We start from the raw sequence: 21,847 nt of genomic DNA on the forward strand, positions 1-21,847 counted from the left end.
AATGGGGAGGCTCGATCACGTGCACATTCGTGTGCCCGATCGGGCCGAGGCGGCGGCGTGGTACGAGGAGCATCTGGGGTTCGAGGCGGTGGAGCAGTTCGACTTCTGGGCGACCGGGTTCGAGGGTGGGCCGTTGCAGATCTCGGCCGATGGTGGTGAGACGATGCTGGCGCTGTTCGAGGCGACCGAGTCGCATCCGATGGTGCCGCAGCAGACGGGGGTGGCGTTCAGCGTCGACGTGGAGACGTTCTGCGAGTTCGCCCGGTCGTTGCCGGGTGAGATCCGCAGCCCGCTCGGCCGGCCGCTGGTGCCGAGCGACGTGATCGACTTCGACATGTGCTGGGCGTTCGATCTCACCGACCCGTGGGGCAACCAGTACGAGCTGAACTGCTACGACTACGACCGCGTGAAGGCCGAACTGATCGAACCCGACGCCATCACCCCGACCCGCTACTGGCCCCGGGAGTTGTACGACGACCGGGCGAGGTAGGCGCGGGCCTCACCCGCCTCGGTGCCGACGTGTGTGGCCGGCGTGGCTGCTCGAACGCCCGGCCAAGACGAGCGTTCGATGCGCCCGGGGCGGTTCCGGTGCGGTGCCCGCTAGGAGCCTTCGGCCAGGCCCAGCCGTTGAGCGACTGCTTCGGGAGCGATGACGCTGAGTCCGGAGATCGCCCGGCTGACGCCGATGTAGAGCAGAGCGTCGGCCACGTCGTCGTTGGTGATGACGAGGATCACGTGATCGAACTCGAGGCCCTTCATCCGCTGGACCGTTTCGCACACGACGTCCATCGGATCGGCGTCGTCGTACGCGGCGAACCCGAACTGATCGCGAAGGTGATCTCTCACCGATCGCTTCACGGTGGCGACCAGCAGCCGGTCGGGGGTCCGATCGTCGTCGTCGAGAATCCGGTCGTGTTCATCACCCACAGCAGCAGCTGCTGCATCGACGTCGTTGGCCTCGATCCACCTGACGCCAAGGGCCTCGGGCCCGCCCACCGGCGGTGGTGCGCCGTCGAGATGCCGATGCAAGATGGTTGCGATCTGGTGGGTGTTCCGACAGTTGCTGACCAACTGGCAGCGGACCCAGCCATCATCTGCTCGCGGTGTCGTGAAGCCTCTCGAGTAGATCGTCTGCGCCTGGTCGGCCACCATGAACATGCGCATCGGTCCGTCCGGATCGAGCAGTCGCTGCAGTTGGTCGATCCACGCCGGGTCGAAGTCTTGAGCTTCGTCGACGATGATCGTGTCGAACCGCTCGGTGACCTCGTCCCAGTGTTCGGCAAGATGTCCGACCGCGGTGACGCTCCACCAGTCGGCATCGGCATCGTCCGGCTGTTCGAGCGGCGGCATGCCTTCGAGCCCGAACGCTGCGGTGAAGTACGAGTCGATGGTGACGAGGTCGTCGGTGCCGTAACGATCCCAGACGAATGCTGCGAGCGGGTCGTTGTAGCAGGTGAGTAGCACGCGCTCGCCGCGCTGTGCTGCGCGTCGCGCCCACGCCAGGGTGAGGCGGGTCTTGCCACTGCCGGCCCCGCCCGTCACCATCACTCGGCGGTTCGCATCGAGCGTTTCGAGAGCCTGCACATGGTTAGCGCAGATCGACTCGAGTCGTATGCGAGCGAGGCGTGCGCGTGCTTCGGGGTCGAACACCAGCGAGGCGTCGGGGCAGATCGTCTCGATGATCGCCCGAAATCCGTCAGAGCCGATGTTCCCGCCCCAGCTCAGACCGAGGAGTCGATCGATCGCATCAGTTGGGTTCTCGAGTTCACCGGCGAGGAGGAATTGCGCTCGATCGGAACCCGTTGGGAGTTGCCCGGTGAGTTCGTTCATGTTCGGAAACGCGACGGCGTAGTCCACCGTCAACCGCTCGAGTGACGGGTGCGCGCGCCGGAGCCTGTCGCGGAGTTCGTACGCGTTCTTCGACGCTTGCGCCAGCGGTTGAGGCTGGAGCGGTCGGCCGTCGCTCATCCACACCCCCTGCTCGAGGGTCGCCCGGGTGTGGCCCTTCACCTCGATCACGGCGACGCCCTCGCGCTCGTGCGCCACGACGATGTCCATCTGATACTCCTGGCCAGCACCGCGGATTCCGACGTCGGGGATGATGTGCCACCCATCGGTCAGTCGATCGACGAGCGTGGCGACCACCTCGCGCTCGGCATCGTTGACGAGCGACTCCATCGGAAAGTTCTCGGGTAGCAAGATGCCCATCCGATGATCTTGCCGCACCCGGTGAAGCATTTCGTCAATGGAAGGACAACCTCGAGGTCCGGCTCGAGTATCCCGATCCGATGGGCGCCGGAGCTCCTCAGATCGCGACGCACCTGATCGTCCGAAACTCGCCTACGTCAGAAGCTCGTGCGACAATCGAACGATGGCACTGATCAAGACGTTTGAGGAACGCCCCCTTACGCCCACGAAGCTGCACTCGCCTGTCGTGTGTGGCTACAAGGCCGTGGAACTTGGTGCTGACCGTGTTCTGCAAATCGAGACCTACGGCTCCGCCGATCGGGCGGTGCCCGGCAAGGTGAGCCAGGTGATTCAGCTTGATCGCAGTGCAGCGCTCGCGCTCAAGGCAATCATCGAGCGCGCCTTCCCGGAGCACTGAACACGAGCATCTCATCTCCGTCCACGAAGCGACTTGGACGGCTCCGACGAGGTGTCCAGCGTTCGCATCCGCTTCGCCCCGGACGGTTCGGTCGTCGGATCAGGCCGGCGCAATGAGCGACGAGTCGGGACCGTCGGAGAAGAGCCAGCCGATGGTCCGAGCTGCGTGGGCGGCGCGACTCTTTGGACTCGCAGCGAGACGACGTCGCAACCGAGCTTCCAACTGGTCGGTCGCCGGAGGCGGAGCGCCCCAGACCAGTGACTCGTAGCCGTCCGGGACGTCCGGCGCTTCGACGCCAGCGGGCACGAATCCGAACAGATCGAACGCCCGGTAGCGAAGCATCGCCTTCACACCGTCGTGTGTGTCAGTGGCCTTCGCCAGGAACGCCGGCGTGCAGCACAGGTTCCACAGCGCGGTGTACGCGTCGGGGTCGTTCGACGTGTTCCAGACGTGGTTGAACTGCGTGTCGCTGCCGTTGATCCGATCGGCCGCCCACAGGAACGCCCGCGTCGGGGTTGCGTTGTCGCAGCACACGACTCGCCGACCATCTGGAAGTGTTGCGTCTTGGCCGCGGCGTGCCTGGTCCCGGACAACGGGGAACAGCGCTCCGCCGTGGGTCTGCGCAACGGTGATCGGGTCGAGGAAAACGGTTTGCTCGGCAACGGCAGCTTCGATCGACGGGTAGCCGGCTCGCTCGCAGAACGTTGCGAGCGCTGCGGTTCCGTCGAGAATCGGCGCCTTCCCACTTCCTCCCGACCGCCGACGCGAAGCTGGCGTTCCTCGACGGAACACCACCCGCGCCGTGTTGAGATCGACCGAGTCGACCATCCATCCGGATGAGAGCCAAGCACTTGCTTGAGGATTTCCCGCCGTGTTGCCCCACCAGGACGGATAGGTGGTCGCCGACGTCGGCAACGACCCGACGATCGCGCTGAACTCCGCGAACGTCAACTCGATCCGCGTATCGGTCTGAGCGCTCAGCCAGGCTGCGAGCGGTCCGTACTTCGGGCTCACTCGCACAGGTGTCCTCGACCGGCGGCCTGCACTGATCGTCCCGTCACGCCCTGGACCCTAGCCAGCCGCCGAAGTTGCCTCGTCAAGCCGCCACTATCGTCGGGGTATGCCGACCAATTTGTTCAGTTCCGGATCGTGAGCCGCGAGATTGGCCTCTGGCGAGTTGACGGAACGCCGGAACGCGTGACCCCGAAACGCATCGACTTGGAGTCGACACTCGAAGCCATCATCGAGAACGACCCACTGATGCTCGATGACCCGGTGATGATCATCGGGCGGCAGGTGCCAACGGCTCACGGCAAGTTCATCGACCTGCTCGGCATCGACGCGGATGGCACGATCCACGTGCTGGAACTGAAGCGCGATCGAACCCCGCGCGACGTCGTGGCCCAACTTCTCGACTACGGATCGTGGGTCAAAGACCTCTCGCACGACGACGTGCTGACCATCTTCAACAACCACGCTCGCGCCGGCGTCTCGTTTGAGACCGCGTTCGCGGAACGCTTCGGGGCCAATCCGCCTGAGGAGCTGAACGAAGGGCACACGCTCACGATCGTTGCCTCCGAGGTGGATCCTGCGACCGAGCGGATCGTCGACTATCTCGTCGACTACGGCTTGCCGATCAATGTCATGTTCTTTCGCTACTTCGAGGACGGCCCGAGCAAGTATCTCGCGCGCACCTGGCTGGTCGACGACACACGCGTCTCGAGCATCTCCAAGTCGAAGCAACGAACGAAGGAAACGTGGAACGGCGTCGACTGGTACGTGTCGTTCGGCCTCGACTCGAACTCGCGATCGTGGGACGATGCCCGCAAGTACGGGTTCGTCTCAGCGGGCGGCGGGAAGTGGTTCACGCGCACGATCCGCGGTCTCGAGATCGGGGCGAGGGTGTGGGTGTGCGTTCCGAAGTCGGGATATGTCGGGGTTGGCGAGGTCATTGGGGAAGCGATGCCATTCCCCAACGCCACGGTGGACCTCGACGGCGAAGCAGTTCAACTCAGCTCGCTCGATCTCCACGCCGTCTACGACCACGGGTCCACTGCTCCCGACGACCTCGAGTACGTCGTACGGGTCAAGTGGATCAAGACGGTCGGCGTCGAAGATGCCGTCTGGGAGCAAGGAATGTTCGCCAACCAAAACTCGGCCTGCAAGCTCCGCAACCGGTTTACCCTCGATCGTCTCGTCCCCGCGTTCGGCGTGGCCGCTACCGAGGACTGACGACTCTCGATCTGCCTGAGTCCGCGTCGCGGCTGAACGATTGGGCTACGGCGAGAGATCGATCGACGGAAGTGTGTCGTGCCCGTCGAGGATCGCGAGAAGGTCTCCGTGGCGTGGTTGACCGAATGCCGACCGGTAGATCGCGGCGGAGCGCTGGAGTCGCTCGAGATCCCCGTGCTCACGCGACATCGGCAGCATCGGAACGACGCGCTCGACGCAAGCGTCGCCTTCGAACACCCAGTAGGGAGTGATTCCGTCGGTTGGCGCAACGGACTCCTCGGCGCTGGCGAACATCTTGTCCCAGCTGTCTTCACCCAGGCCGACATCGAGATCGCCGAACTTCGACGCGATGTTCTTGCGCACGGCGTGACCCTTGTATCTATGCACACGCCCCTCTCGTTGCTCCAGCGCGACGGGGTCGGGTGGCAGGTTCCAGTGGACGAGCGCATGGCTGTACAGGTGGAAGTCGAGGCCCTCCTGGCCGATGGAGGTCGTCGCCATGACGAACGGCCAGAACGGAGAGTTGAACGCCGCTGAGGTCACGTCCTTGCGGTCGCCGTCGTCGTCACCGGATTTGTCGCCGAACCGCACGGCGAATCTCGATCGGAGTGATCGGGTGACTTTGCCAGCACCATCTGCTCCTGGAATTCGCACGTCGAGGTTCGCCGTCCGGAACGAAAGTGCCTCGGCAGCAGCGTCAGCGATCGCAATGCACTTGTCGCTCTCGATGTGTCCTCCAAAGCGCCACTCGCGCAGCATGTGGAGGTACTCATCCATCACCGCCTGAAGGTTGCCTTCCGCGCTGTAGTCCAACACGGAGCGCCAGTAGTCGCCGACTCGGTGCTCGACGATCGCAATCGAGTCAGGAGAGTCGAACAACGAACGGAAGCCCCAGCCGACTCGCGACGATGCCGTCAGCACCTCGGGCGCCGAGTGCGAGGTCTCGTCGACCACGCGCGCCAACGACCGCTGGGCACAGATTGCGGGGCTCGCCAATGCGAGTCCCGTCAGCATCTCGATCAGGTCTGCCGGTGGGTCACCGTCGGGGCGGCTCGGCGACCGGAACGCGTCGATGTGGGCGCGGAGCCCACGCCGTTCTCGGTCGTCATCCCCTGCGAAGTCGGCGGCTCGCACCGAGCCCCACCAGTCGTTGTCAGATGGACTCAGGAGGCGGGCGCAGTAGCCGTACCATTCGACGCCGCCTGAAGCCCTCGTGCCAGGCGTGATGCCCAACTCCGACAGCCCAGTTGTGATCAACTCCGCCGCCTCGGCTCGCACCTCGCCGATGGTCCGCATCCCGCCTGAACCGCTGCCGAGTGCGACGACATCGACCAGGTCGGCCAATCCGCTGAACGGGGCAATGAGCAGAAACGTCGTCAAGCTGTCGGCGACGTCATCACGCAAGCTGAGGTCGAGCAAGCTTCGATCTTGTGATCGGTACAGCGAGTCATCCCAGTTGGAAGAAGTTGACTCGGAGCGGCGTCGAGACGAGATCTCGGCCGAGCCGAGGATGCTCTGTTCCGCCGCATACGTCACCCCGAGCGCAATGGCCTTCGGGGCAACACGCCACGACGAGAAGATCATCTGTTTCGTGATGCCTGCCCGCGCTACGCGGTCGAACTCATTGTCGGTCGCGTACAACGGCCGGGCCGAGGGCAACCACAACAGGCGATGCCAGTCGTTGCCGACCGTGCGGTCGATGAGCCAACGCAATCGCGGACTCGGCACGTCGAGTTGCCGAAGTTCCCCGACGGCATCGATGTCGAGCAGCGTGTCGGCCTGCCACCGATAGGACCCGTCCCCGCAGCGCGCCTCGAGCGCGTTGGTCATCGCGTAGCCGTCGCCGATGTTTGCGATCCACGGTGCGGTCTTCCAGAGTTCGACGATCGATGGAGCCTGGAGGTCTTCGGCGAGATGTTGTGCGTCGACGTAGCCGGCAACGTCGCCCGCGGCGATGGGAGTCGGACACTCTTCGGACCGGAGCATTCCGCTGCGATCGCTCGTCGAGCTGAGCCGCTCGGTGCGGACCATGACGGGTTGCAGTTCGTTTGTCGCGTCGTCGACCGCCGCTTGGCACTCTGCGATATCGATGGTGGATGCTCGCATCGCCGCTCGAAGCCGAGCGAGCGCCGCGGTGGTCCGCTCGACCGGCTCCGGCTCGTCGTCGTGCAAGAAGCGGAGCGTCGAGATGAAGTCGTCGTGGTGCGACGCCTCGTTGTCGAACCAGCGATACGGCGTGGCCGACAGCAACAGCACTTTGGTCTTGGCGAAGTTCTCACCATGTTCGGCTGAGATGAACGTTCGCAGCAGCTCCGCCGCCCGGGCGGTGCTCGTCGGGTCGAGTAGATCTCCGAATCGTTGGAACTCGTCCATGATGACGAGATCGGGCCGGAGCAACTTCACGCCCGCTTCGGCGAGAATCTGCCGGAGCTCGCCGATCACGCGCTGACGCAGATTCCAGTCGTTGCTCGAGAGCGAAGCGGTCGACTTGAACGGCTTTTCGAGAGCCCGAATCGATTGCCAGAGCGTGCGCTCGCCCGCGCCGACAAGCTCGGTGTTTCGCTGCGAGATGAGCTGTCGAGCTATCGCTACGCCTTCGTCGGCCAGCCGCTCGTCGTACTCGTCTGCCAAGTTCACGAGGCGCCGGCGGGCGTGCTCCCGGTCGTCGTCATTGATGCCGTAATAGAAGATGCGCTTGCCACCGGCAAGGCGGAGAACGTCGGCACCCTGCGGCCAAACACGCCTGACCACCGCATACAGGAGGGCTCGCTCGCTGAACCTGCCGCTCCGATGACCGAACTTGAACGAGGTGCCCGGCGTCAGCGAGATGACATTGACACCCTTCTTCCGAAGGCCAGATGCGGCGATCAACTTGGTCAGTCGGTCGGCGGACTCCTCGGCGCCATCGGCGAAGTCACGGAACTTGCGGAGGTTCTGACGTGCGATCGATTGGCTCGAGCAGATGTAGACGATGTCGATCCGTCGATCGCCAAGGTCGTGCAGGTGCTCGATGGTCTTGGCAACCACGCCTTTCGCCACGAGGGTCTTGCCGAGTCCGACTTCGTCGGCAACCAGGAACCGAGAGCTGGACGACTCGCGGAACAACCCGTCGAACACGGCCTCGACTGTGTTGGCTTGGAACGGCTTGAGTGTCGGGCGAACATCGTCCCATGTCGGTGTCATGACGCGACCTCCTGGTCGATGTACGGCTGGAGCGCTGCCCAGAGTTCGCCGAAACCGGCAGGCAGCACGTCGGGGTCATCGGCAACGAGGTCGGCGAGCACGGCATCGAGGTGCCGGAGCTCGGCGGGGTCTTGGGCCAGCAGCCGAAGGAGCTGTTCGAGGATCGGCCCGTCGTGCAGCCGGGATGAGCGCGACCGGCGCTTGCTGGGCACTGCGGTGTTCACCTCGTTGCCATCTGGGACCACGAACGGTTCTCGCGAGTTCTCCAGGAGGAAGCGGAGGAACCGTCGAAACTTCTCCTCGTCGGTGAGCAGCGACCGAAGCGCTCGCCGCTGGCGCCCCTGGGGCATGTCGATGTCGCCGACCAGAACGACGTCGATCGCGTCGAGGCGGCCAGTCGGGTCACTGACGCGTGCCACGACGAACCTCGTGACGTCACCAAGGTGGAGTTGGGTGGTGACCGGCTCACCGTCGAGCAGTTCGTTCGAGAGCGGTTCGTGTCGGGTCAGCCATCGCAAGCTGATGTCGTACCCGCACCTGTCGATCGGGCGAGCGAACTCGAGTTGCACGGCGAAGAGTTCGCCATCGTCGTCGGCCACCGCTGCGCTCCCGGAGAGGCGAGCGCTCGACAGGTTGTGCACCGTGTCGTCGAACAACCTGCTGTCGGCGTCGGCATCATCGTCGTCGGCCGCTCCCCCGATCCAGGGTTCGAGCATGTCGCGCAGAACGAGTTCGTCGGAGTCGTCGTCGGTGGCCTCGGTGGCGACCGATTGTCCGAGCAGAGCGTGAACCCCGAGCGTGTCGAGTGAGCCGCCGAGCCTGACGAGCACTTCGTCATTGTGAGCGAGCCCTGCACCTGTCGCGTTCGCTGAGCCGAGCCAGAGCGATGCCACATCGCCAACATCGAAGGCGAACACTTTGGCGTGCAGGTCGGCTCCCAATCGAGCGTCTTCTCCCGATTCGATACCCGACAGGTCGGTGTTCATGGTGAAGGCGTCGAAGCCTTTGGCACGCTCGTCGTCGAGCGATGCCGACCGCGACACCAGGAAGGAGTCGCCGGAGGCTGGCGGTAGTTTGCGTAGCGCATCGGCCCCGAGGAACGGCGAGATCACCAGGCGGCGATCGCACTTCGGCGGGAAGCGGTCGACGAGCGAGTCTTGGCCCGAGAGCCACACGATCTCCGCGGTGTCGCATCCCGGCGGAGCGGCAAAGGATGCGGCGTCGAGGTCTGTGGCGATCGAATCGATGAGCTGTTGGCGTTGCTCGGCGACAGCGATCATCGACCTCGACGGCAGCGAGCGGAGCATCCCGGCCAACGGCTGACCAGAAGCCGTGCCCTCGGAGGCATCGGTCGAGTCGAGGCGAACGAGCACGTCCCATGACGAGCCCAGGGAGAGGTTTCGACTGCCCACGAGAACGCGGATCCCGGTCCCGCCGCTGGGCTCTCGGAACCGGAGGATCCACACCTTCGGATGGAAGGTCGAGTTCCGTGGCACTCGCACTGGAATGACCATTTCATCGAGGAACGAGGTGAGTTCTTCGGTGCCGACGGTGAATGGCGTGGCTGCCCCCGCCTGATGGAACACGATCGTTCGTTCGGCGAATCGGCGAAGCGAATCGGCGAGCAGAATCGGGTCGGCTGCTGCCAAGGAGTCGCTCTCGTGTTGGGTCACCCACGCAGCGGGCGGAATCAGCAGCGCGTCGAGCGAGAGGGTGTAGGTCATTCCGATCGCGGCGTCGATCTGGAAGCCTGCTGGCGGGCGGAGTGCGTCGAGCAGCAGCAACCGTTCGTTGGGAGCGAACATCAGGACGCCTCCGCGATGTCGTCGGCGAAGCCGCGGACGCGTCCCCAGCGGTAGTCGAGTCGGTTCGACGCGAGCATGGTCGGCTGTTTCATCCAACGCCTGAACGGCTCACCTCCGCCGAGTCGTGCCTTGTTCTTCTTGAGTGCCCCTTCGATGCCACGGACGAGACGGTGCAGTTCTGGGTCGTCGAGACACCCGTCGGGGTCGGCGACGACGCGATCGATCGCCGATCTGACGAATCTCCGTCGCCTTGGTTCGAGCCGAATTTCGGGATCGGCGAGCAAGCGATCGAGTGGCTCGCCTGCCCACTCCCGAAGTTGGTCGAGACGCGAATCGGTTTCGTCGCGCCATGCGGCGAAGGAATCGTTCAGCTGCGTTTCCATGTCGCCCAACTCGAGGCCTTCGGCGCTGCGGGCGTCGTCGATCAGCAACTTGGTGTAGGCGAGCCGTGCGGGATGGATGAGTTCGCTGAAGCAGCGGGCGTCGGTCATGGCTTGACCACCGATGGTTTCGTCGACCGACCATGGGCGGCGGCCGTGGCGAAGCCGCTCGTCGGTCAGGGCTGCATGAAGAGCAGTTCCACCGCACGTCGCTGCAACACGGTCGACGAGGTAGTCCGCCTGTTCGCGTGTCAGGCCCAATTCTTGGTCGGCGCCCGGGAAACCGGCGGAGCTTGGCGGAAAGTCCGACGGGAGAATCCCCACCGCCTTCGACTCCGCCATGAGTCGCGCGTCGTCACTCAATTGCGCGGCATGGCCCGAGGAAACTCCTGGCGCAAGCGCGCTCAGGTCGTCGAGTCGGAACCCGTTGGGGATGAGGCCCCAGCGGTCGAGCGTCGACCAGTAGACCGAGATCGGTGTGGTTCGGATGTTCTCGCGACTGCGCCGACCGAACAGCCCTCGGTGGTCGTCGCTGTCGAGGAGCGAGCGCATCAGTTCGAGTTCATCGTGCCGGAGGCGCGCCGACAGCGAGGCCGACCCACCTGTGGCAGCGATCCGCTGGAGATGCCAACCGCAGAAGAGGACGTATTTCGCTCGCGTGTGCTGGGTGGTCACACCTGGAAACAGTCGATCGGACAGTGCAATCAGGATGGGCAAGATGCCGTGAGGGTCGACCGCTTCGGGAGCGGTGAGCATGCCGAGCATCTCTCGAACTCGGCGCGCTTCGTCTCGATCGACGTCGATCCATCCGACGGAGCTATCCGGCTCCCAGACCACAGATTCTGTCCGCAACATGACGCTATCCTGGCATACCCCTCGAACCCGGTCGTGCGAGAACGGGCGCCACCGCAGATCGCGCTGCGAGCTGAGGCCCGACGCGCCTCGTCATCGATCGAAATCGGGACGTACTGTCGATGGGATCAACGCCCGAACGACGCCCCGGAGGCCGTCCTGCCGAAGCACGCCAACCCGCCGTGGTCTGAGTCCGAACGCATCCTTGCCCTGGAGCTGTATCTCCGGCGCGGGATGGTGTCGAAACGCGATCCTGAACTGATCGCGTTGTCGGAACGCCTTCGCGATGCACACCTCGCTGCGACCGGTGCCGTTAGCGAGACCTTTCGCAACCCGACTGGCGTGTCGCTCAAGCTCGCCAACTTCGCCGCGCTCGATCCCGAGCATGTCGGCGTCGGAATGCAGCGGGGCAGTCGCGGTGACGTGGAGACGTGGAACCAGTACAGCGGAGACACTGATGCGCTGGCCAGCGCCGCTGATCGAGCTCTGGTCAAACTCCCCGCGACGAACAGTCCTGGGTCCCAGCCGCTGTTCCCGCTCGAAGAGTCGTCCGGTCACGACTTCCAGGTGTCCGTTGACTCGGCCGTGCGCACGGCTACCCGGCGTGAAGCTGCGCTGGTCCAGCGATTCGGTTCCTGGCTTCGCGCACAGGGGCATGAGGTCGGCAGCCACCGTTACGAGCTGGAGTCGAGCGAGCTCCGATCGGACCTGGTCGACACCACGACGACCACGCTTTGGGAAGCAAAGAGCGAGGTCGGGCGGAACGCGGTCCGGCTCGCCATCGGCCAACTGTTCGACTATCGACGCCACGCTGTTGGAGAGTGGTCGATCGGTGTGCTGCTTCCGCGCCAACCCCACGACGACTTGATCGCTCTCTGTGCATACGTCGGAGCGAGCGTGGCGTGGCAGAAGTCTGGCGAAACGACAGACTTCACCGTCACGACGGCCGTGTAGACCCCGCCGAGCATCAGCTGCACAGCGCTCGCCGTGTCGCTAGGTCGTCAGGCCTGCCTGCATGTCGTCGGAGAGCAGAGCATCTCGTTCGCCCTCGGTGAGCAGTGTGAGTGAGGATCCAAGAACGTCGTCACGACTGACGTGGATCACGGTGTCGACGTACTCGGCCACGGAACGCAGGTGGGAGATCAGCGCGACCATCTTGCCTCCGCCAGCCACCTTGCCGAGCGCATCGAGCGCGTCGTCGAGCGCGTTCGCATCGAGTGACCCGAATCCTTCGTCCACGAACACGGCATCGAGGCGGCCGCCGCCACGAGATGCAATTTCGACGAGCGCAAGCGCGAGTGCAAGGGACGCCTGGAACCGTTCCCCACCAGAGAGCGCGTCGGGACTTCGCACCTGCCCTGAGGCCGTGCTCACGACACCGAATTCCGGCGCGAACGCGAATCGATCACCCGAGATGTCGCGTAGGCGGCGAGATGCTTCGGCGAGCAGTTCGGCCTCGCGCAGGTTGAGTAGGTGGTCGACGAACTGACGGTTGGCGAGCGACGCGACGAGCACATCGAGGTTCTCGCGCAGCGGCACGACCACGGCCAGCTTGGCGTCGATCGCTTCGGCCTCGGTGGCCTGAGCATCGATGGCGTCGAACTCGTCGCGTCGGCGTTCGAGGTGGTTCTCGGCAAGCGAGAGCGCCGTGTGCAGCTCACCGGCAGACGCGCAGTCGGTTGCATCGAGGGCTGCGGTCACGGCCGCTGCCGCATCGTCATGGGCTACACGGGCTCGCTGTGCGAGGTCCCGGGCGGAGTCGAGCGCCGACGTTGCGCGCTCCAGGACGGCGGCCACCGCTGGTGGGAGTGTCGGGATCGCCGACGGCGTGACATCGGCCGGGAGTCCGGCGGTGCCGGGAACGTCGATCGCATCGACTTCGAGAGCGGCGGCAGCAGAGTTCGCGGTCCGGCAGGCGGCGGCGACAGCAGCGACATGGTCGACCGTGGAGCGCACCGAGCGTTCTGCCGGTCGGACGACGTGCTCGGTCATCTCGGCGGCGATCCGCGATGCGTCGCTCTCGGCAGCGACCACTGCTGCCTGCGCCTCGTCTCGTTCCCCGCTCAGGCGATCGATCTCCACCAGCGTGTCGTCGAGCCGTCCGGCGATCGCTGCGAGCATCTCAGCATCGAGACGGTCCGAGTCGCTCGGCGCCCATCGGAGTGGCAGTCCTTCACATCGTTGTGTGTGACGTGCCACGCGTTCTTCGGCCGCGGCCACCGCGCTCCGAGCGCGAGCGAGTTCCTGTTGGTAGCTCTCGACGCGGTGCTTCCGTTCCCCCTCAGCGCCGTCGAGAGCACTGCGAGCAACCCGCTCTGCTTCTGCAGCGGCGTCGACAAGCGCTTGCGACGCCGACACCTCGGTGAGCAGACGATGCAGGGCCTCGTCCTCGGTCTCGGCGCTCGTGTCCACACCGAGTGACTCGGCCCGCTCGAGCGTTGCGGTCACGGCCTGAGACGCGTCGGCCTGTCGCCGTGAGGCGTTCGACGCACGTTCCACGGCGGCCACGTGATCGGCGACGGCAGCACGCGCCGCCGCGTCTGCGTTGCGGTGCGCCCCGACCAGGTCGGCGAGTTCCAGCTTGATTGCGTCGAGGTCCGCCGCGCCGGCGACGTGGAAGCCCTCGGGCAGTTCCTGCGAACACACCGGACAGTCGTCACCCGGTCGGTGATCGCCAGCGATCGCTGCCACGCGGTTCGCCTGCTCGGCGTGCGAAACAGCCGTGCGAGCGCGTTCGACGAGCCCTGCGCACCGCTCGACCTCCCGCTGCGACGTTGCCGCTGTCTCGGCCTTGGCTGCCTCGTCGGCATCGAGTTCGGTCGCCGCTGCGGCCGCGGTCGCCTCATCGCTGCGGGCCTGCACCAGGTTCTCCCACGACGCTCGGGCCGCTGCCACGTCATGGTGAGCGGTCTGCAGGGCGGCTTCAGCGGTTGTGCGCTTGGCTGTGGCTTCAGAGAGCTCGACAGCGAGCTCCGGGTCGACCGTCGGCGACGGTGGGTCAGCCTCGAGTTCAGCCACGACTCGCTCCGCATCGGCAAGGTGCGAGAGATCGCCGGGGAGATCTCGGGCTGCCTCATCGAGTCGGAGCTTGGTCGTGAGAACGACGTCACGATCGCTGAACCCGGCAAGCGCTTCGGTGATCTCGCTGTCGCATGAGCTCACGCGTGTGCGCTCGGTCTCTGCCCTTCGACGGGCATCGGTGAGCTGGACCTCGAGTTCACCACAACGCGTTGCCAGTCCCGTGACTTCGGCAGCCGGGTCGACGGAGAACGCCGGGACTGCGGCAAGAGCAGCGGCCAATGTCGGCAGCGCTGCTGCGAGCGCGCTGGCGCGTCCCGCTGGTTCAGCGAGCCGACCGGACCGTTCAGCGAGAAAAGCTCGACGGGCCTCAGCGTCATCGACCGCCATCCGAGCCGCGTCGCGAGCGGCCGTCGGGTCGGCCGGCAGTTGACTTCGAGCACCCTGGAGAACATCTGCTCGGGGCGCGACGACGTCGCGGATGTTTCGCGCCTCGCGCTGCACCGCTTCGAGGTCGCCATGGCCGAGGATCGACGCGAGGATCTTGTTGCGTTCGGTTTCCGTCGCCTGGAGTAGTTCGTCGAAACGGCCTTGCGGCATGACGACAGCGCGGGTGAACTGCTGCAGGTTCAACCCGATCAGCTCTTCGATCTTGTCGGTGACCGGCCGGGATTGGTCGACGTTCGGCGCCGATCGATCGAGCGATTCGAGCTTGTCGACTGGCGAGGATCCGTTGCGTTGCCGAGCGCGGGTGACCTTCCACGGGTGGTCGTCAGCGACGAACTCGAGCTCGATGCGCATCACGTCTTGACCGTCCGCGATCAAGTCGGTGGTGCTGATGCCTCCGGACCACGACTTCTTCCCGTAGAGAGCGAGGCAGAGTGCCTCGATGATCGTCGACTTGCCGGCGCCGGTGTCGCCGATGATGGCGAACAGGTCGAGGTCGGCGAAGTCGATCTCGGCATCCGAACGGTACGAACGGAGGCCGGAGAAGCGAAGTTTGACCGGGCGCATCTCAGTTCCCCAGTTCCGCGTCGAGGGCGCGCATCTGCTCGAGTTCGGCGATGGCGATGTCGGTGTCGGTGCCGACAGCGTGGTGGATCTCGTCAAAAAGTTCCGCCACCCGTTCGCCGGAGGCGGCGCCGGTCGTGGCATGCCGCTCGAACAGTGGTCCGCCGCTGTCGTGCAGCCACCCTCGGAACATCTCGGACACGGTCTCGGTGTTCTCGGGGATCTCGATCTGGTCGGCCGTGTCAGACCGTGGACGTCGTGCATCGATCACACCGACGATGGTCGCGTCGGGCAATGCCGCGGCGACAGCACTGGACAATGAGTCGTGTTCTCCGAGCTCAGCATTGGGGTTGAACACCACAGCGGTGCTGTCGGGTTCGGCGGTGACGGTGACCTCGACGATCGCATCGCCCAGATCGTCGGACAGTTTGGCGAGCGAGCCGATGGGGCTGGACACGCGACGAAGTCGGCGGCCTGCGCTCAGCTCGACGTCGTGGATACGCGTCGGTCGCCCCGGCGTGAGATCGGCCACGACGACCTGCTTCGTCTCACCGGCCTCCCCGAAATCGACCTGGATGATCGACCCGGCGTAGCGACCTCGGCCATCAGCGATGGCCTGTGGAATGTGGATGTGCCCGAACGCCAGGTAGCCGTAGCGAGCTTCGAGGTGCGCTGGGTCGGTCGCATAGGCGTCGGACACGTGCACTTCTCGTTCGCTCGATGTTCGTGCCCCGTCGACGTGGATGTGCGAGGCGAAGACCGCTACGTCGTTGGCCGTGTCGAACGATTCGAAGGCGCTGTTCGCAAGCAGGTCGCAGATCTTCCGGATGCCGTCGGTGTACGTCGCGTGTTGGGCGAGGATGTCAGCCCAATCTCCGACGATCCGGTTCTGGTGGACGAAGGGCAGGCCCGTGAAGCGCAGCTTTCCGCCGGCAGCGGTCGGATACGTGGCGACGCCACCGTTGGATGCGTTCGCTGCTCGGGCAACCACGCGGATCCGGGCCGGGCTGGGTGCGTTCGGGTCGTAGCGACCCTCGGCTGCGAGCTCGGGAACGGGGTCGCTCACCGCGGTGCCGAGCGTCTCGAGTGCGATCGCCGAGTCGTGGTTGCCGGCGAGGACGACGACCGGTGCGATGTCGCCGAGCGCTCGGAGCGCTCTGATCGCCCGACCGAAGTCCGCCATGCCCGGACGCCCGCCGTGGAAGAGGTCGCCGGTGTGCACGATCAGGTCGGGCTGTGCTCGCGCCGCGATGGCGACGATCTCATCGACGACGGCGTCGTGGTCGGTGTGGCGAGACTCGTTCCGGACGGTGACGCCCAGATGCCAGTCGGATGTGTGGAGAATGCGTGTCGCGGCGTCGGGCCGCGGCGTGATGTCGCTGCTCGTGTTCATCACATGCCGTCCAGCAACGATTCGGCCCGTTCGGCATCGTCAGCGCCGCCGAGAACTTCTGCGTAACGCGTCGCGTATGGCGGGTAGGGGAACCGGATCGGAACGGGAGCGGGGAGCAGCGGCTGGTTCGTGATCATCGTTCCCGGCGCGATGATCTGGGCGCGAGCGCGCATCGTCGGCGGCAGGAACCCCAGCTCGGATGCTTCCGACGCCTTGATCTGCCCGACGACTTCGAGCGCGGCATTGTTGGTGATGTCGCGGTCGACGCCCGACGGGTTCTGTTGCGCGCCGATGAGGATCACGCCGAGGCTGCGGCCGCGCGCCGCGACGTCGACGAGCAGCGACTTGATCGGCGACGAACTGTTGCGTGGCGCGTACTTGTTCAACTCGTCGAGCACGACGAACGTCCGCCCCGGTGCCGTGGAGTTCTCGTGTTGCGACCAGACCCGTGCGAGAACTGCGGCCACGACGAACCGTTGCGCGTCGGTGTGCAGGACGTGGACGTCGATGACCGACACCTGTTGTTCGAGTTCGACTTCGGTGAGGCCAGCGCGGATCAGGCGACGCAACCGAGGAGTCGACTTCCACAGCCGACGCACGAATGCCTGGCACGTTCCCTGGCTCACTCCACCAACCCAGGCAGGGTCGAATGCTGCGGAAGAATCGAGGACACGATCGGCGACGAATTCGACGATGTCGTCGAGGGACGTGACCACGAGGCCATCACCGGCCGGGAGGCCGTCACGCTTGACGGTGCGCCAGTGGCGAGAAGCCGACTCCCAGGTGGAGGGGACGGGATCGCCGGGCTGCAGGTCGGGGTTCGCCAAGACGATCCGACCCTGTGTGTCTCCGGCGAGCGGCCACGCCCACCGCAGTAGTTGGAGGCGCACGACCTGTTCGATGAACGACAACTGGCCCGACTCGAGGTCGTCGAAGACGAACTCGAGCAGCCCCTGGGTGACGAACGAAGCGGGGGACCACCCGTACGCGTGGGTGTCGCGTCGGTCGCGAACCGAGATCTCGGCGACGGCTTCCGCACCAGGCGCCGCGTCCTGGGCGGGAGCGAACACGCCGACATCGGAGAACGGCGCCGGGTTGCGGGTGCCGATGAGGGCCTCCCACTGGTCCATCGCTTCTGCGCCCATCTCGTCGTCGGCGTGAAAGCGGTTGTTCGCCTTGTCGATGACGCACAGGTCGGAGCCCTTCACCGAGAAGAGGAGGGCTCGGTCGTGCGGGTTGCCGGCTCGGGCGGTCACGCCGTTGTTCGTCTCGAACAGCATGTAGAGCAGGAACAGCGCGTAACTGGTCTTCGTGGCGACGCCCGACTTGCCCGAGATCGACGCATGCGCGCCGCGATCTCCATTGAGGAAGCTGTACGGGAGGAACACCGGCTGGTTGTTCATGTCGAGGCCGATCGGAATGGCTTCGTTGGCGTCCATCTTGTCGACGAAAAGGGCGCGGCGCCGATGCAGGTCCTCGGCGATCCAGATCGGCGAACCCGAAGCCGGCGGCAGGTACTTCTCAGGGTGCGTGCGAATCCAGGTGACCTCGGCGCGCCGGAAGCGCTGCCCGGGCAGCGTGGCGGCGGCGAAGCGGGCCGTGTCGGTGGTCATCTCGGCGCCTTCGATGCGCCCGGACACCTCGCTGATGATCCCGTAGTGGAACAGGACGCTGCCGTCGACGAGGCGCTGTGCCGAGACGACAAAAGTGTCGAGTGCGAGATCGCAGCTCTCGTCGATGAGCACGTTGGCTGTCTGCGTCGACGCGTCGGTGGACGCGTCGATGAGCCCAACCCGGTTCGTTGCGGGGATGCCCTCCAGTCCATCGAGCAGGTTGCGCCGGTCGCTACCCGTCAGATCATCAACTGTCGACAGCGGCACCACTTCACGTTCGCCGTTGTCGGTCGCAGGCACGTCGTGGCCTGCTGAGGGGAAGTCGTTGTCGGTCACGATGCTGCCTGTCCGTTCGGTGTGTTGGTCGGCCGCGTTCGGCCAGCGACTGCTTCTCGCGCTGCACGCTCGGCAAGCGAGGATCGTCCGAGTTCACGGGCGAGCCGCATCTCGAGGTTGCGCACCGGCGTCAGGTTGACGGGCGCTCTTGGGTCTCGGTGCGGGACGCCGGCATAGGTGGGGATGAGCGACGCGAATTGCGATGCGCGCGCAACGACGGCGTCGAGGCCCTCGTTGGTGGGGAACTCGAGGCGGGCAATTCCTGTCCACGGCGAGGTCGTCGGGGCTGGATTGCCGACCCGCATGTAGCACGTGTAGCGGTCGGTTCCGGCTGCGAACACGCGAGTGCGCTCTCCCACGCCGAGGCCTGGTACCCGTGCGTGTTCATCGGGCGGGAGAAGACGCCGGTGATGCGATTTCACGTAGCCGGTGACGTTGCCGTGCGGCGATCGGATGCGATTCAGCGGGCCGTCCAAGATGACGTTCCAACCATTTGCTGCCGCATGGAGAGCGAGGTCGCCTTCGGCCAACCGCATTCTGTTCTGAAGGTGCGCAGCGCACGACTCGAGGTCGAGTGCAGCGATCGGAGTGGAGGCCCACCGGTACTTGCTGCGCGGTGCGTCGATGTCGCCGGTGTGTCCGCCACCCCAGATTGCTATGCGACCGACCCTGATCCCCGCGATGCCTGCGGTTCCGTTCGGTCGGACGATTGCCGCGCCAACCGCGTAGGCGCCGGCGACACCAGGGACACGATCACCGGTCGTCGCATGCTCTGCCCACATGGTCAACTCCACACGGCGAGTCCCATCGACGAACGCGAGCGGAACCGAGGTGGCGGCACCACGAGCGACGATGAGGTCGCCGGGCTCAGCACGTGTGACGGAGTCCGAACCGTCGAGCTCGAAGTCGCCTGAGCTGCCGTGCGCCGGGTCCCACGCCTCGGTGACGACGCGCCACGCGGGGTCGGTCGATGGCGGAAGCGCCTCGGTGCCGTCGTCGGGGGCGGTGTCGTCGGTGATGGTGTCGTCGTGGTTCATGGTTCGTGGGGTTCCGAACCAGGCGATGGGTCGGACTCGACACGGTACCCATCGGGTGTCACAGGGTTGACACCCGTTGTAGCCGAGGCAACACAGATCATCCAGGCTCTACGGCGGCGAATTGCCGCGTGGTCTTCAGCGAAAGCTCGCTGGGAGCAAACCTTTCGGACGCCCGATCGGCGTTCGACGACGTAACCCGTCCGACACCGCCGACGCGCTAGCCAACCGGCTCAGGCCAGGCTCTCATCTCGCGCCAGTGCCGGGCCACCGCATGGTCACTCGTGACCGGAGCACGTGACGATCCTTCTGGCAGTATTCATTGGCATTCGCACGGCCAATGGACACGAAGAGGAGTTGCAAATGTCAGCGAGTCAAGGTGCTCCCCAGGTCGACTCCGCAACGGCAGCGGACGTTGCCGAGTACATGCGTGAGATGGACTCCAAGTGGGAGGGTGCTTCGCGACGGGCGTCGGCAGCCATTGCCGCGTCTTGCGGGGTAGCGAGCGACAGCATCGGCTTTCAGAGAACAAGCGACGGCTGGGTTGCAATCGTGCAGCTCGGCCCGAACCCGGCCAACGTCACCGACAATGGAACGGTTGCGATCATCGATGATTCGGCCGGGGTCAAGACCGGACCATGGGTTGAGGTCTTCGAAGATCCCAGTCTCCATCTATCCCGGGAGACGAAGCTGATTGGTCCTATCTGGGAGGAATGCTTCGATGACGCTGCGCCGCCACTGCACATCAACGCGGAGAGTTGGGTCGGTGCGATCCAACCGTACGACGAGAACGGCGACTGGCAGGTTTGGGTCGACGGCGAGATGTGGTGCTTCAGCGTCGATGATCATGACTTGTGGGGCACAGGACCAGCCCTCATACCTGCCAGGGACTGGCTCACAATCGCGTCCGATTACACCGGCATCGTGATTCGGAGCGACGACTTTGGGTGCCTGTGGGGCGATTTCGCAGAACGAGCCACCGTCTTCTTCGGTCGTCCCCCGTCCGTCGGAGAGAATGCGGTTGATTACTTGTGGGAGCTGCTTTCCACGGACTACACCGACTGCGACTACACGGCCTGGTCCGTCGAGTGCGACAGCCTCGCTCCGGGCGCAATGATGGATCTTGTCGCCGCCGTAGGGAGTCGAGACCCGAACTTCGACGAAGCCAACACCAGCGTCTGGTGTCAGGGATTCTCGGGTACAGCTGAAGAACTCCGCCTCCAGGTTCTTGATGACGGCGATTCCGCCGCTTCGGACCGATAGGGGCAGCAACCGCGAGGTCAGCGCGCCCGAGCTCAGCAAAGGTCGTTTCGCGTGGTGTCAGTGGACGGTGTCGCAGTACGGGCAAGGTGCGTCGGGAGCGATCTCGATCGTGCTGGCCGCGAAGAACCAGCCGGCGTCGACGAACAGTGCCCAAGAACCCGCCACGGGCCGACTATAGAAGTGGTTCCGACGCTCCACGCAAGCCGAGGAAGAATAACAAGCGCTACTTGTCGGGGAACTCCTGCAGGTCGAGGGCCATGAATTCGTCGAAGAAGTCCCAGCCCTCGGAAGCGGTGACACACTGTTGCGTCGCCTCGTCGTCCCAGGGGTGCAGTTCGAGCTGGTCCGCCGCCATTCTCAGCGTGGCGTCAATCAGGCTCGCCGCATCATCGACCTCGTTGAAGTCGAAGTCGAGGTCTTCAAAGTCCTTGAATACCAGGGGTTCGCCGTAGCTCTCGAAGTTGTAGAAATTGTCGTCGACGGTGATGACCGACTGCATCGAACCGTCACCAACGATCACACCGCCCACAGGCCAAAACGGGAACGAGCTGTCGCTGGGACCAACCGCTCCGATCACGTAGACCGCTGATCCGAGGGCTCTATGCGTCGGCATGTAGTGCGCGACGAGCACACACGGCACCATCGAGCCACTGGTGCCCAGCGAGCTTGCCAAACGTCCGGACACCTGTGTCTCGGGCATGGCGACGAATCCGGGAATCTTCTGGTCACTCATTCGAATCTCCTCATGGTTCTGGCGTGTGGGCAGTGCGAGCAGTGCTACGCAGAGTCGGTGACGAAGTCACCCGAGGAGTCCCGGGTGATGATCTCCGTCTCGAACTCGTCGAATCCAGACGCCTCGGTCGGCTCCGGGTTCGACCGTGATGGTGATCACGGATGGTTCGAGGCTGGTTCATCGTTCGTGTGCTCCATAGCGATGGCGCAATCTAGCCAGGGCCTGAACTACCACACACGAATGTCGTGAAGGGAAGGCGAACACCCGATGAACTTCACGTGGAAGCTGCATCACCCGCTGCCTCAGCGCTATCCGGGCCTCGTCGATCTTGCTGAAATTCCTACGGCAAACGCCGCAGGGCACCGATTGAACGACAGATGTCCGGGCCA

General features: G+C 65.0%; 15 protein-coding genes. 5 read left to right on the forward strand and 10 right to left on the reverse strand.

Going from position 1 to position 21,847, the window contains the following annotated elements; all coding sequences use genetic code 11:
- The first annotated feature begins 19 nt into the window (after positions 1 to 19).
- On the forward strand, positions 20 to 490 hold the full coding sequence (locus tag YM304_RS23275; RefSeq protein WP_051071525.1) for a VOC family protein: 471 nt from the start codon (positions 20 to 22) through the stop codon (positions 488 to 490).
- A gap of 110 nt (positions 491 to 600) precedes the next feature.
- Here the strand turns inward: YM304_RS23275 and YM304_RS20370 are convergent, their stop codons facing one another.
- The gene (locus YM304_RS20370; protein ID WP_015443624.1) at positions 601 to 2,208 is read right to left on the reverse strand and encodes a nuclease-related domain-containing DEAD/DEAH box helicase; all 1,608 of its coding nucleotides are present in this window, start codon (positions 2,206 to 2,208) and stop codon (positions 601 to 603) included.
- Between the two features lie 163 nt (positions 2,209 to 2,371).
- On the opposite strand from YM304_RS20370, the gene YM304_RS20375 reads away from it, so the two are divergent.
- On the forward strand, positions 2,372 to 2,605 hold the full coding sequence (locus YM304_RS20375; RefSeq protein WP_041298479.1) for a hypothetical protein: 234 nt from the start codon (positions 2,372 to 2,374) through the stop codon (positions 2,603 to 2,605).
- Between the two features lie 99 nt (positions 2,606 to 2,704).
- Here the strand turns inward: YM304_RS20375 and YM304_RS23280 are convergent, their stop codons facing one another.
- A complete protein-coding gene (locus tag YM304_RS23280) occupies positions 2,705 to 3,625 on the reverse strand; it encodes a DUF7662 domain-containing protein (protein WP_015443626.1) in 921 nt (306 codons plus the stop codon).
- 129 nt (positions 3,626 to 3,754) lie between these two features.
- Here YM304_RS23280 and YM304_RS20390 point away from each other — a divergent pair, with 129 nt between their 5' ends.
- Positions 3,755 to 4,837: an endonuclease NucS domain-containing protein gene (locus YM304_RS20390; protein WP_015443627.1), complete on the forward strand. Its 1,083-nt coding sequence runs from the start codon at positions 3,755 to 3,757 to the stop codon at positions 4,835 to 4,837.
- 45 nt (positions 4,838 to 4,882) lie between these two features.
- Here the strand turns inward: YM304_RS20390 and YM304_RS20395 are convergent, their stop codons facing one another.
- Genes YM304_RS20395 through YM304_RS20405 form a run of 3 tightly spaced genes read right to left on the reverse strand, consistent with a single transcriptional unit; the run spans position 4,883 to position 11,060 of the window.
- Positions 4,883 to 8,020, reverse strand: a complete 3,138-nt coding sequence (locus tag YM304_RS20395; protein WP_015443628.1) for a DEAD/DEAH box-containing ATP-dependent helicase — start codon at positions 8,018 to 8,020, stop codon at positions 4,883 to 4,885.
- Positions 8,017 to 9,825 carry a phospholipase D family protein gene (locus YM304_RS20400; protein WP_015443629.1) on the reverse strand — a complete coding sequence of 603 codons (1,809 nt, stop codon included), beginning with the start codon at positions 9,823 to 9,825 and terminating at the stop codon, positions 8,017 to 8,019. The genes YM304_RS20395 and YM304_RS20400 overlap by 4 nt, the downstream gene beginning before the upstream one ends.
- On the reverse strand, positions 9,825 to 11,060 hold the full coding sequence (locus tag YM304_RS20405; protein WP_154723576.1) for a DUF6361 family protein: 1,236 nt from the start codon (positions 11,058 to 11,060) through the stop codon (positions 9,825 to 9,827). The genes YM304_RS20400 and YM304_RS20405 overlap by 1 nt, the downstream gene beginning before the upstream one ends.
- Positions 11,061 to 11,093: 33 nt before the next feature.
- Between YM304_RS20405 and YM304_RS23285 the strand changes: the two genes are divergently transcribed.
- Positions 11,094 to 12,011: a hypothetical protein gene (locus tag YM304_RS23285; RefSeq protein WP_015443631.1), complete on the forward strand. Its 918-nt coding sequence runs from the start codon at positions 11,094 to 11,096 to the stop codon at positions 12,009 to 12,011.
- A 39-nt stretch (positions 12,012 to 12,050) separates the two neighbouring features.
- Here YM304_RS23285 and YM304_RS20420 read toward each other — a convergent pair whose 3' ends face one another.
- The 4 genes from YM304_RS20420 to YM304_RS20435 are packed head-to-tail and all read right to left on the reverse strand — an operon-like array spanning position 12,051 to position 19,465.
- Positions 12,051 to 15,089, reverse strand: coding sequence for an AAA family ATPase (locus YM304_RS20420; RefSeq protein WP_015443632.1), 3,039 nt, complete (start codon positions 15,087 to 15,089; stop codon positions 12,051 to 12,053).
- A gap of 1 nt (position 15,090) precedes the next feature.
- A complete protein-coding gene (locus tag YM304_RS25620; RefSeq protein WP_051071527.1) occupies positions 15,091 to 16,479 on the reverse strand; it encodes a metallophosphoesterase family protein in 1,389 nt (462 codons plus the stop codon).
- Positions 16,479 to 18,428 (reverse strand): ATP-binding protein, encoded by a 1,950-nt coding sequence (locus YM304_RS20430; protein ID WP_015443634.1) that lies wholly within the window; start codon positions 18,426 to 18,428, stop codon positions 16,479 to 16,481. Before YM304_RS20430 ends, YM304_RS25620 begins: the two co-directional genes overlap by 1 nt.
- Positions 18,425 to 19,465, reverse strand: a complete 1,041-nt coding sequence (locus YM304_RS20435; protein WP_015443635.1) for a hypothetical protein — start codon at positions 19,463 to 19,465, stop codon at positions 18,425 to 18,427. The genes YM304_RS20430 and YM304_RS20435 overlap by 4 nt, the downstream gene beginning before the upstream one ends.
- 294 nt (positions 19,466 to 19,759) lie before the next feature.
- On the opposite strand from YM304_RS20435, the gene YM304_RS20440 reads away from it, so the two are divergent.
- Entirely contained in the window at positions 19,760 to 20,725 is a 966-nt protein-coding gene (locus tag YM304_RS20440; protein ID WP_041298481.1) for a hypothetical protein, read from the forward strand.
- 223 nt (positions 20,726 to 20,948) lie between these two features.
- Here the strand turns inward: YM304_RS20440 and YM304_RS20445 are convergent, their stop codons facing one another.
- Complete coding sequence (locus tag YM304_RS20445) at positions 20,949 to 21,458, reverse strand: hypothetical protein (RefSeq protein WP_154723577.1); 510 nt, start codon at positions 21,456 to 21,458, stop codon at positions 20,949 to 20,951.
- Positions 21,459 to 21,847 lie beyond the last annotated feature (389 nt).

The sequence above is a fragment of the Ilumatobacter coccineus YM16-304 genome (assembly GCF_000348785.1).
GTDB classification, from domain to species: Bacteria; Actinomycetota; Acidimicrobiia; order Acidimicrobiales; family Ilumatobacteraceae; genus Ilumatobacter_A; species Ilumatobacter_A coccineus.